Below are 12,145 nucleotides of genomic sequence, written 5' to 3' on the forward strand. Positions count from 1 at the left end.
ATCCGCTCATTTTAGCGGGTTTGACCACCAGACCGCTGCTTCAGCGGCCTAGCGACAAGAGGAAAAATCCATGCGCGAGTTCCTGTTCTCTTCCGAATCGGTTTCGGAAGGCCATCCCGACAAGGTTGCCGACCAGATTTCGGACGCCATCCTCGACGCCATCCTGGCGCAGGACAAGCACGCCCGCGTGGCCGCCGAAACCCTGGTGAACACCGGGCTGTGCGTGCTGGCCGGTGAAATCACCACCCATGCGAATGTCGATTACATCCAGGTTGCGCGCGAAACCATCCGTCGCATCGGTTACGACAGCTCGGAGCTGGGTTTCGACTACAAGGGCTGCGCGGTGCTGGTCGGCTACGACAAGCAATCGCCCGATATCGCCCAGGGCGTCAACGAAGGCCAGGGGCTGGACCTCGACCAGGGTGCTGGCGACCAGGGCCTGATGTTCGGCTACGCCTGTGATGAAACGCCGACCCTGATGCCGGCCGCCATCTATCTTTCGCACCGCCTTGTGCAGCGCCAGTCGGAACTGCGTAAAGATGGCCGCCTGCCCTGGCTGCGCCCGGATGCCAAGTCGCAGGTCACCCTGCGCTACGACGCCGACACCGGCCGTCCGATCGGCATCGACACCATCGTGCTGTCCACCCAGCACCACCCGGATATTGCCCACAAGACGCTGGAAGAGGCGGTCATCGAAGACATCGTCAAGCCGGTGCTGCCGCCCGAGCTGATGAAGGGTGATATCAAGTACTTCATCAACCCGACGGGGCGCTTCGTGATCGGTGGCCCGCAGGGCGACTGCGGCCTGACCGGGCGCAAGATCATTGTCGATACCTATGGCGGTGCCGCACCACACGGTGGTGGCGCCTTCTCGGGCAAGGACCCGAGCAAGGTCGACCGCTCGGCCGCCTATATGGGTCGTTATATCGCCAAGAACATCGTGGCCGCCGGCATTGCCCGCCAGTGCCAGGTGCAGGTCGCTTACGCCATCGGCATCGCCAAGCCGGTGTCCATCATGGTCGATACTTGGGAGACCGGTAAGATCAGCAATGAGAAGATCGTCGAGCTGATCGAACGCCACTTCGACCTGCGTCCAAAGGGCATTGTGCAGACCTTGGACCTGCTGCGCCCGATCTATTCGAAGACCGCCGCTTACGGCCACTTCGGCCGTGAAGAGCCGGAATTCAGCTGGGAAGCGACCGACAAGGCCGAGGCACTGCGCGCCGACGCCGGCCTGTAAGCTAGCCCCATCGCTTCGAAATACCCTGACATCGTCGGGGTATTTTTTCGCCCCTTTTTAACGAATCTCGCCGTTTTGAGCCCGCCGATGCTGCGCTTCCTGCCCCGCCTGGGGCCTGCTGTGACTTCCCTGATCCTGGCCCTGTATATCGGCGGGGTGCTCAATCTATCGGTCTTCGGTCAACGGCTGAGCAAGGGCGGCAATGGCCTGAGCACGGCGCTGGAAGCGCTGGCCATGGTGCTGCTGTGCTATGCGCTACTGGCCCTGCTGGCACTGGGCGGGCGCTGGGTATACCGGCCGCTGGCCAGCGCGCTGCTGCTGTTTTCGGCTGCCGCCAGCTATTACATGACCTTTTTCAAGGTGGTGGTCGGCTACGGGGTGGTGATCTCGGTGCTGACCCTGGACGTCGATCTGTCCAAGGAGTCGCTCGGCTTCAAGTTCTTTATCTGGCTATCGATCGCCGCCCTGCCCGCGCTATGGCTGATCTGGCGCAGCCCGTTCACGCCCGAGGCCGGCCGCCGCTTCGGCTGGCGCTGGCGCCTGCTGGCTGGCGCGCTGCTGGCCGGCGTGCTGTGTGCGCTGAGCCTGCAAGCCATCACCCAGATCAAGAAACGCCAAGCGCTGGCCGGCAATGAGTACACGGCCAGCGTGGGCGGCATCGTCGCGCACAGCTATCTGCCCACCAACTGGTTGTCGGGCCTTGGCCTGCATCTTTACCAGCTGCAGAGCGATGCACGTGCCAAGCGCCAGGACCTGTTCAACCCGGCCAAGGCCTTCCACTACCAGGCTGCCGCGCCGATGGATGACACCTATGTGGTGTTCGTGATCGGCGAAACCACCCGCTCCGACCATATGAGCTTGCTCGGCTACGAACGCGATACCAATCCGCTGCTGGCACAGGAGCCGAATCTGGTCGCCTTCAACGGCCATGCCTGCGACACCGCCACCAAGCTCTCGCTTCGCTGCATGTTCGTACGCGAGGGGGGGGCGGAGAACAATACCCAGCGCACGGTGAAGGAAAACAATGTCTTTGCCGTGCTCAAAGACCTCGGTTTCAGCTCCGAGCTGTATTCGATGCAGAGTGAGGTCTGGTTCTACAACAGCCTGCATGCCAATCGCTATGAAATCCGCGAGGTGCTGGCCTCGGCCTATGCCGATAGCGGCAAGCCCATCGACGATATGCTGCTGGTCGAGGAGATGGACAAATCGCTGCAGCGCCATCCGAAGGGCAAGCATCTGATCGTCCTGCACACCAAGGGCTCGCACTATCTGTACAGCCAACGCTATCCGCAGGGCTTCGCGCACTTCTTCCCCGAATGCCTGGGCATTGATGCCGCCTGCAGCGAGGCGCAGCTGTTCAATTCCTTCGATAACAGCGTGCGCTATGTCGACTATGTGCTCAAGCAGGCCATAGACCGCCTGCGCGACAAGCAGGCCATTCTGTTCTACACCTCGGACCATGGCGAATCGATCGGCGAGAACGCCCACTTCCACGCCACCCCGCGTGAGGTCGCCCCGCCCGAGCAGTTCCGTGTGCCGATGCTGGTCTGGGCCTCCGACCGCTTTCTGGCCGCACCCGCACGCCGCGCCGGTTTCGAAAAGCTCAAGCTGCTGGCCAATAAGGGCAAGGTTGGTCGCCATGAGGAGCTGTTCGACAGCGTGCTCGGCTGTCTCGGTTATAGCTCGCCCAATGGCGGCATTGCGGCACGCAATAACTGGTGCGACTACACGGCAGCCGCCCAGCCTTGAGCTGAGTTCAGGCCGCTATCGTATCCACGGGGCAAGCCAACAGGCTTGCCCTTTTTCTTGCCCGGCTGGCGAAGGCGAGGACGATATGCCATACCACAAGTCCTTGTTTCACAACCGGTCAGCCCCCGGCCCGGGCTGGAAGGCGGCACAGTCCGCCGGATCAAGAACGGCCCCGCGAGGGCCAGGAGGTTGTATGAAATCATCTGCGCTACTTCTCGCCATCCTGCTCGGCAGCCTTTCCCTGCCCAGCCTCGCCAGCGACACACCGGCCGAGGCCAGCATCAGCGGCAAGAGCCGCGTGAGCACGGTGGGAAAAATCGAGGCTGTGGTATCGGATATCGATCAAGAGGCGCGCCTAGTGCGCCTCATAGGCAGCAGCGGCAACGCCACCACCCTGTTTGTTGGGCCCGAGGTGCGTAATTTCGCCAACGTTAAAGTGGGTGACCATCTGACGGTACGCTATCGCGAGACCGTGGAACTGGAACTGCTCAAGGAAAAGCTCAATGTGCGCATGCGCCTGGAAAGCGCGGAGGGCGCGCGTGCCGCCCCCGGTAGCAAACCCGGTGGCTGGGTACGTCACAAGCTGGTACTGATGGCCGACGTGGCGTCCGTCGACATGGCCAGTGGTCAGATCACGCTGAAGGGACCGGAGCGCACCACAACCTATGAGGTGGAAGACAAGCCCCTGCTTGGGCTGGTGAAACCGGGCGACCAGGTCAAGGCCACCATCAGCGAGTCGACTGCGCTCTCTATGGAACCCGCGTCGCAGTAGGGTTGACCCCGCGAGGCGACGGGCGTCGGTGGCTCTTGCCGACGCCCGTCGCTATAATCGCCCCCCTAACCGAGGAGCGCTGCGACAGGGTTCCCTGCCAGGCTCGGTTTTCGCGCACTGCGCGGCAAGAACGGCGCTCACCTGTCCAACCCATGCCGGGCATGGGGTGACGGTGAGCGAGCACGCCCGCACCACCTCCCCTCCCGGCCACACGTTCAAAGGATGAACACCGTGGCTGAAATCAAAGACTATGTGATTGCCGATCTCTCCCTGGCCGATTGGGGCCGCAAGGAGATCAAGATTGCCGAGACCGAAATGCCCGGTCTGATGGCGATCCGTGAAGAGTTTGCCGCTGTGCAGCCGCTCAAGGGCGCGCGCATCACCGGCTCGCTGCACATGACCATCCAGACCGCCGTGCTGATCGAGACGCTGCAGGCGCTCGGTGCCCAGGTGCGCTGGGCCTCGTGCAATATCTTCTCGACCCAGGACCACGCCGCCGCCGCGATTGCCGCTGCAGGCACCCCGGTGTTCGCCGTGAAGGGCGAATCGCTAGCCGATTACTGGGAATACACGCACCGCATCTTCGAGTGGACCGATGGCGGCTACAGCAACATGATCCTCGACGATGGTGGCGATGCCACCGTGCTGCTGCACCTCGGTGCGCGCGCCGAGACCGATCTGAGCGTGCTCAGCAATCCGGGCAGCGAGGAAGAGACCATTCTGTTCGCCTCGATCAAGGCCAAGCTGGCGACGGACAAGACCTGGTACTCGACCCGTCTGGCCCATATCCAGGGCGTGACCGAGGAAACCACTACCGGCGTGCATCGCCTCTACCAGATGCACCAGCGCGGCGAACTGAAGTTCCCGGCCATCAATGTCAACGACTCGGTCACCAAGTCCAAGTTCGACAATCTGTATGGCTGCCGCGAATCGCTGGTGGATGGCATCAAGCGCGCTACCGATGTGATGATTGCCGGCAAGGTAGCCGTGGTGTGTGGCTATGGCGATGTGGGCAAGGGCTCGGCCCAAGCGCTGCGCGCGCTGTCGGCCCAGGTCTGGGTTACCGAAGTCGACCCGATCTGCGCGCTACAGGCCGCCATGGAAGGCTACCGCGTGGTAACGATGGATTACGCTGCGGACAAGGCCGATATCTTCGTTACTGCCACCGGCAACTACAAGGTGATCACGCACGCCCACATGGCCAAGATGAAGGACCAGGCCATCGTCTGCAATATCGGTCACTTCGACAACGAGATCGAAGTCGCCGCGCTCGAGCAGTACCAGTGGGAAGAGATCAAGCCGCAGGTCGATCATGTGATCTTCCCGGACGGTAAGCGCATCATCCTGCTGGCCAAGGGCCGCCTGGTGAACCTCGGCTGCGCCACTGGCCACCCGAGCTATGTGATGTCGTCGTCGTTCGCCAACCAGACCATCGCCCAGATCGAGCTGTTCACCCGCACGGCCGACTACCCGGTCGGCGTGTACACGCTGCCCAAGCATCTGGACGAGAAGGTGGCGCGCCTGCAGCTGAAGAAGCTGAATGTGCAGCTGACCGAGCTGACCGATGCACAGGCCGCCTATATCGGCGTGAAGAAGGAAGGCCCATACAAGGCCGACCACTACCGCTACTAAGCCGCAGCCGGCTTTCCGCCGCCCTGACAACGCCCCGCCCTGCGGGGCGTTGTGCGTTTCAGGCCCAGCCCGCGTCAACGGTGCGAAATCGCACTATCGTGCTGTAAAAAATTCACGCTAGCATGCCTGCCTTGGCGCGCAGCGCACCTGTCCCTTCCTGAAAGCCCACTGTGAACGAGCGCATTGCCGAACTGGAACACGCGATTAGCACGCTGGAAGCCCACCGCACCGTGCTGGGCGATGCCGCGACCGAGACCGCGCTGGCGCCGCTGCGCGAGCAGCTGGCCGCCCTGCGCCCGAGTCAGGATGCGCAGCGCCTGTGCCAGCTCAGCATCCTGTTCCTCGATGTGGCGGGTTCCACCGCGCTGAGCCAGCGGCTGGATCCGGAAGATATCAATAACGTGCTGGATGGCGCACTCGCGCGCTTCAGCGCCATCGTGGCCCGTCATGGTGGCCGTGTGCTCCAGTATGCGGGCGACAGCATGCTGGCCGTGTTCGGCCTGGGCGAAGCGCGCGAGCAGGCGCCACAGTTCGCGGTGCAGGCCGGCCTGGCGTTGCTGGCCGAGGGGCGCGCGATCAGCGCCGAAGTGGCCGAGCAATATGGCTTGAGCGACTTCGCGGTGCGGGTGGGCGTGCATAGCGGCGAAGTGCTTCTGGGCGGCGGCGTGGATGGCGAGAACAGCCTGCGCGGCACCAGCGTGAATATCGCCGCGCGCATGGAACAGACCGCGCCACTGGGTGGCCTGCGCATCAGCCGCGATACCTGGCGCCTGGTGCGCGGCCTGTTCGATATGCATGAACAGGCACCGATCAGCATCAAGGGCTGCGCCGAACCGATGATCAGCTATCTGGTGCAGGCCGCGCGCGATGGCAGCCAGGCGCGCCGCGGCGTGGAAGGCCTGCAGACCCCGCTGGTAGGCCGCGCCGAGGAGCTGGCCCAGCTGCAGGCGGCCATCCTCGCCCTGCTGGGCGGCCAGCAGACCGATATGCAGCGCCTGTTGGTGATCGGTGATGCCGGCCTGGGCAAAAGCCGCCTGCTGGCCGAGCTACGACGCTGGCTGGCCGAGCAGGCGCCGGCCGGCCTGCTCGTGCAGGCCGAGGCCAGCGAGAGCCGTCGCCAGCAACCCTATGCGCTGCTCGCTCAGCTGCTGCAACAACAGTTTGGCCTGGGCGCGGATACCCGCGGCCCGCAGGCGCAAGCTGCCTGGCTGGCCGCCATCGCCCCGCAGCTGGACAACGAGGCCGCCGCCGCGGTGCTCGGCCAGTTGCTCGGCTACGACTTCCGCCAGCACCCGGCGCTGGGTTTCGGCGAGGACCCACGCCAGCTGCGCGCCGCTGCCTTCCACTACGCCAGCCAGCTGCTGCGCCGTGCCGCCGCACCCCGGCTGTGGCTACTCGACGACGCCCACTGGCTGGATGCCGGCAGCCAGGACTTTCTCAATCATCTGCACGATCAGCATGCCGATCTGCCCATGCTGATCGTGGCCCTGGCCCGCCCCAGCCTGTTCGAACAGCGTGCCGACTGGGCGGCGCCGGCCGAGCGCCATCGTGTGCTGGCACTCAGCCAGCTCGACAATCTGGCCAGCGACATCCTGGCCGGCGCGCTGCTGGCCCGGCTGGGCAGCATTCCGCCCGACCTGCGCCAGCTGGTGTGCGAAGGGGCGGACGGCAACCCCTTCTTCATGGAAGAGCGGGTCAATATGCTGATCGACCAGGGCGCGCTGCTGTGCGAACCCAGCGGCTGGCACTGGCTGCCCGAGCGCATGCAGGGCAAGGCCCTGCCAGCCACCCTGCGCGGGGTGCTGGAAGCGCGTCTGGCCACGCTGCCCGAGGCGGTCCATCACGTGCTGCAGCTCGCCTCGGTAGTGGGCATGGTGTTCTGGGATGCGGCGCTGCAGGAACTGGATGCCCAGGCCAGCAGTGCGCTGCCCGACCTGCTGGCGCGCGAGCTGATCGTGGCACGCCCGGACAGCCGCCTGAGCGGCCAGCGTGAATACGCGTTCCGTCACCACACGCTGTACCAGACCTGTTACGAGGGCACGCTCAAGCGCGTGCGCAAGCCCGCCCATGCGCAACTGGCGCGCTGGCTGAGTGCGCAGCGCGGCGAGGAGCATCTGGACCTGATCGCCGAACACTATGAGCAGGGTGGCGAGCCGCAGGCCGCTCTTCAGTACTGGCAGAGCGCGGCCGAATCGGCGCGCCAGCGCTATGCGAACAGCTCGGCCATGCGCTTTATCGCGCGGGCCATCCAGCTGGCGCCCAAGGACGATCTGCAGCTCGGTCTGGCCCTGCATTATTTGCAGCTGCGCATCGCCGAATTCCGCACCGGCAGCGGCGATCGTGAAACCGCGCTCAAACAGCTCGAGGAGCTGGCGGCCAGCAGCCAGGACAGGCTGTGGCTATCGCGCGCGGCCGATCAGCGCGCGAACTACCTGCTCGACAAGGGCGACGCGGCCGCCGCCCTGCAGCAGGGCGAGGCGGCCCTGGCCCTGGCGCCGCCCGAGCACAGCGAATGCATGGCGCGCGCCTATCAGGTCATCCTGCCCGCTCTGGGCCGGCTCGGTCAGCAGGAAAGGCTGTTCGAGCTGATCGGCCCCGCGCTCGAGCTAGCACGCAAATCCCAGAACCGCATGGTGGAAGCCGCCATCCTCAATCAGATCGGCATGTCCTTCAACGAGCACGGCCGCTTCAGCGAGGGCATCGCCAAGCTGTCCGAGGCGCTGCAGCTGCATCAGGCCAGCGGCCACAAGAGCAATGAGGCCGGCACCCTGGCCAATATCGCCTACGCGGAGCTGTGTCTGGGGCGCTTTGACGCGGCGCGGCAGAAGTTCGCGCATGCGCTGACCGCCTTCAAGGCCATCGGCCAGCTGCAGAACATCGGCATCATCCATATCAATCTGGCCATGATCTGCCTGATGCTGAATGACCGGGACGCGGCGCTCATGCATGCGGACAGCGCGCTGCAGTTCGCGCGCGAAAGCAGCGATCAGTGGTCGGAAGCCTCGGCCTTGCGCGTGGCCGGACAGGCGCAGATCGCGCTCGGTCAGGTCGAACTCGGTTACCAGCTGCTGCGCGAATCCTGGCAGTTGTTCGATACCTTGCAGATGCCTCATCTGGCCATGGAGGCGATTGCCTCGCTGGCGGAGGCGAAATTCGCGGCCGGCGACTATGAAGACGCGCATGCACTGGGCGTACAGATCGCCGAGCGACTGGAGCGGCATCTCGATCTATTCGGCTGCGACGAGCCCTTGCGTGTGCTGATGACGGCCTACAAGGTGCTGGCCGTGCGTGATCCGGCCCGCGCCCAGCCCTTCTTCCACAAGGCCTCGGAAGAGCTGCATAGCCGGGAGAGCAAGCTGGCCGAGCCGGACGCACGCCAAGTATTCCTGAACAGTATTCCCACCCACCGGGACATCGTGGCGGAACGCGCCAGGCGCGCATTGCAGCAGGCTTAGACAGGGGCTTGGGGTGGGCGTAGGCGCGCAAGCATGAACTAGCTCGCACCAGGTAAACGCGGTTGCGCGCGGCTGGCATCCCGCGCAGCCAGGGCTGCGTAAGCGCCTGGCGGCGCAGCAGCCCTGGGTAGCGATTTAGGGCTTAGGTATTGCGGATCTGCGGGTCGATGATGCCCAGCGCGCCATCGGTGCTGCGCTGGATAACCAGATCGAAGTCGAAATTGTCATTGGCCGGATCGGCATCCAGCGTGGTGATGATGCGCAGACGGGTCTGCTTGCCATTCACATTGATCTTCGGTGTGGTGACCTTCTCGGTCGGAAAGGCTTTCACCCCGACCACATCGCCGCCCGTACCCTGGTAGGCGAGACCCACAGCATGGTAGAGCACCACGGTTTCGCCGCTGGTATCGGGCGCGCCAGAAAATTCCAGATTGGCTTCCTCGCTCACCGAGATGGTTTGACTAGCCGCATCATAGGTCACGCCTTGCGCACCCTGGGTCATGGTCATGGTGGCCTGGGTGTACTGCACCGCACCGCCCTGATTGATCGGCTTGAAGTCGCTCGGATTGACAATCGTGAACAGGAATTTCGCGGTGGGGGTGGCGCTTTGCTCGGTCGTCATCATGCTTCCTTCGCTGTGGTTAAGGGGTAAATGGTCCGGCTTCGGGCCACGTGGCGCGCAGCCTAGCCGGCCGCCGTCCTGGCGGCTGCCCAGCATGCCACAGCTGGCCTGTGCAATTTTTACGGTGGTGTATCAGCTATTGAGCGGCGGACGCACTGCCTTACGCCTCTCCTGCTTGGCATCGGCAGCTTCGCCAGCCTGTGGTCGGCTGTCGGCCAGCGGCTTGAGCACCACCATATGGCGGCCCTCGCTGGCTAGATAGCCGGCATTGTGCAGATAGGTGAGCACGCGGTTCACCATCTCACGAGAGGCGCCGACCCGGTCGGCCATATCCTGCTGGGTGAGCTTCTCGCGGATCAGCAGACGGCCATCCACCTCGCGCGCCAGCTCTTCCAGCACGCGCACCACCCGGCTGTGTACATCGTCCAGCGCCAGGCTCTTGATATTCACCGTACTGCGCCGCACCAAGCCGATCAGCTTGTGAATCAGGTGCATGGCAAAATCCGGATAGTCGGCCAGGAAGTCGCGCAGCTTGGCGCCGGTGACCACGATGCAGCTGACCGGCTCCAAGGTCATTACCGAAGCCGAACGTGGCTGGCCGTCCAGCGACATTTCGCCGAAATACTCGCCCGGCCCGAGCGTGTTGTAGATGACTTCGCGGCCGCTATCGCCCGAACCGAACACTTTGACCCGCCCGACCAGCAGGATATAGATGGCGTCGGTATGGTCGGCCTCATTGATCAGCAGGGTATTGGCCGGATAGGAACGCATGCCGCCGTGGGCGGACATGGCCTTGAGCAGGGCGTCGTCCAGCACGCCAGGGGGCGAAAGCGGATTGGGCATGGCGATGGGCTCGCTGAAAGGAATGGTCAACATGGGGCGAAGATTAAGGCATGGGCGGTATTGCTGGCGAGCGCAGGGGAGCGCATATAAGTACATGCATACAATTCATTAGCCAAGCAAAGTACTAGTGATAGCATTCATTCGGTCATTCGTCCTGTTTATCGAGCCCGCCGTGAGCCCCTCGCCTACCTTCAGCTTTGAATTCTTTCCCCCCAAGACGGTCGAGGGCACGGAGAAGCTGCGCAATACGCGCCGGCAGCTCGCCCAGTTCAAGCCGGAGTTCTTCTCGGTGACCTTCGGCGCGGGCGGCACCACGCAGGACGGCACGCTGGCCACCGTATTGGAGATCAAGTCCGAGGGTTTCCAGGCCGCGCCGCACCTGTCCTGCATCGGCGCCACACGCGCCAATGTGGCCCAGCTACTGCAGACCTATCGCGATAACGGCATCCGTCGCATCGTCGCATTGCGCGGCGATATTCCCAGCGGCATGGTGGAGTTCGGTGAGTTCCGCTACGCGAACGAGCTGGTGGAATTCATCCGTGCCGAGCACGGCGACTGGTTCCATATCGAGGTGGCGGCCTACCCCGAGTACCACCCGCAGGCGCGCAGCGCACACGACGATATCGCCAACTTCGTGCGCAAGGCGCAGGCCGGGGCCGATTCGGCCATGACGCAATACTTCTTCAACCCCGATGCCTACTTCGCCTTCGTGGACGAGGTCCGTGCGCGCGGGGTGGAGATTCCTATCGTGCCCGGCATCATGCCGATCAATAACTTCACCCAGCTGGCGCGTTTTTCCGATGCCTGCGGGGCGGAGATTCCGCGCTGGCTGCGCCTGAAGCTGCAGAGCTATGGCGATGACAGCGCCTCGATCAAAGCGCTCGGCCTGGATGTGATTACCGATCTATGCCGCAAGCTCCTGGATGGCGGTGCGCCCGGCCTGCATTTCTACACGCTGAACGCAGCCGGCAATGTGTCCACCATCTGGCAACGCCTGGGCCTGGACGCGCGCTAATGGTCCTCGTAGCGCTGCAGCAGGCCAGGTAGCGCGCTATCGCGCAGGCTGGCCATGCTGGTCCAGATGCCCTCGGCCAGCTCGCGGTGCGCGTGGTAGAAGCGCAGATTGAAGACCAGGAAATAATCTTTGCTGCTCAAGGGCAGCGGCAGGCGCTCAACCTCGCTATAGCCATAGCGGCGCAAGGCCGCATCCCCCGATAAATCCTGGGTCGCGTAGGCGGCGATGCGCCCATGGCGCAGCTTGTCGAAATTCTGCTGGGTATTCAGCGCCTCCTCCACCGCAATGCCCTGCTCACGCAGATCCTTGCCAATGGACCAGCCGAAATTCACCCCCACCGGCCCCTGCAGCCCCTGGATCGTTTGGCCATCCCAGTCGACCGGTGCATGTTTGAGCCGGTACAGATAGTAGGACAGCCGGGTGATGCGCCGTGTGGCATCCGGCTGCCCATCGCGCATTGGATAAGCTAGGGTGAGCGCGCGGGCGGCGCTGTAGGAGTACATGAATGCCCCGTCATGCCGACCAGCCTGGGTCTCCATCAGCACCCTTACATTGGGCACGCGGCTCAGGCGTAGCAGGCAGCCATGCTGGGCGGCCACTTTCTGCAGCAACTCGACCGCGGCACCCGGGTGCTGGCGCGCCGCCCCCTCATCGCCGAGCAGATAGGGCGGTGCGGGTTCGCTGTTGTACGCAAAGCGCAACTCACAAGGCGCAGCGCTGGCGGCGCCAGCCCAGCCGGCCAGGCCCACGATCATCGCCATGCATCGTCGCAACATGATCACACCCCCGCGTTGGGCAGCCCCGCCAATCGAACAAG

At 64.0% G+C, this 12,145-nt stretch carries 9 protein-coding genes and 1 riboswitch; of the genes, 6 read left to right on the forward strand and 3 right to left on the reverse strand.

Features of this window, described 5'->3' with window-relative positions; all coding sequences use genetic code 11:
- Nucleotides 1–70 precede the first annotated feature (70 nt).
- The 5 genes from metK (at nt 71) to BT173_RS00795 (ending at nt 8,848) form a co-directional block, all read left to right on the forward strand.
- On the forward strand, nt 71–1,240 hold the full coding sequence (gene metK / locus BT173_RS00775) for a methionine adenosyltransferase (protein ID WP_072426711.1): 1,170 nt from the start codon (nt 71–73) through the stop codon (nt 1,238–1,240).
- Nucleotides 1,241–1,360: 120 nt separating this feature from the next.
- Entirely contained in the window at nt 1,361–2,989 is a 1,629-nt protein-coding gene (eptB, locus tag BT173_RS00780; RefSeq protein ID WP_217651370.1) for a kdo(2)-lipid A phosphoethanolamine 7''-transferase, read from the forward strand.
- A gap of 193 nt (nt 2,990–3,182) precedes the next feature.
- Nucleotides 3,183–3,761, forward strand: coding sequence for a hypothetical protein (locus BT173_RS00785; RefSeq protein ID WP_072426713.1), 579 nt, complete (start codon nt 3,183–3,185; stop codon nt 3,759–3,761).
- A gap of 65 nt (nt 3,762–3,826) precedes the next feature.
- Nucleotides 3,827–3,907, forward strand: a riboswitch (S-adenosyl-L-homocysteine riboswitch).
- Between the two features lie 76 nt (nt 3,908–3,983).
- Nucleotides 3,984–5,393, forward strand: coding sequence for an adenosylhomocysteinase (ahcY, locus tag BT173_RS00790; RefSeq protein ID WP_072426714.1), 1,410 nt, complete (start codon nt 3,984–3,986; stop codon nt 5,391–5,393).
- 170 nt (nt 5,394–5,563) lie between these two features.
- Complete coding sequence (locus tag BT173_RS00795; protein ID WP_072426715.1) at nt 5,564–8,848, forward strand: ATP-binding protein; 3,285 nt, start codon at nt 5,564–5,566, stop codon at nt 8,846–8,848.
- A 142-nt stretch (nt 8,849–8,990) separates the two neighbouring features.
- Here the strand turns inward: BT173_RS00795 and BT173_RS00800 are convergent, their stop codons facing one another.
- The gene (locus tag BT173_RS00800) at nt 8,991–9,470 is read right to left on the reverse strand and encodes a hypothetical protein (protein ID WP_072426716.1); all 480 of its coding nucleotides are present in this window, start codon (nt 9,468–9,470) and stop codon (nt 8,991–8,993) included.
- Nucleotides 9,471–9,602: 132 nt separating this feature from the next.
- On the reverse strand, nt 9,603–10,346 hold the full coding sequence (locus BT173_RS00805) for a Crp/Fnr family transcriptional regulator (RefSeq protein WP_072426717.1): 744 nt from the start codon (nt 10,344–10,346) through the stop codon (nt 9,603–9,605).
- Between the two features lie 139 nt (nt 10,347–10,485).
- Here BT173_RS00805 and metF point away from each other — a divergent pair, with 139 nt between their 5' ends.
- Nucleotides 10,486–11,328, forward strand: coding sequence for a methylenetetrahydrofolate reductase [NAD(P)H] (metF, locus tag BT173_RS00810; protein WP_072426938.1), 843 nt, complete (start codon nt 10,486–10,488; stop codon nt 11,326–11,328).
- Here metF and BT173_RS00815 read toward each other — a convergent pair.
- Nucleotides 11,325–12,104, reverse strand: a complete 780-nt coding sequence (locus tag BT173_RS00815; RefSeq protein ID WP_139255981.1) for a substrate-binding periplasmic protein — start codon at nt 12,102–12,104, stop codon at nt 11,325–11,327. The genes metF and BT173_RS00815 overlap by 4 nt on opposite strands.
- Between the last annotated feature and the right edge of the window lie 41 nt (nt 12,105–12,145).

Origin of the sequence: Chitinimonas taiwanensis DSM 18899 (genome assembly GCF_900119825.1) — a bacterium.
Lineage (GTDB): Bacteria > Pseudomonadota > Gammaproteobacteria > Burkholderiales > Chitinimonadaceae > Chitinimonas > Chitinimonas taiwanensis.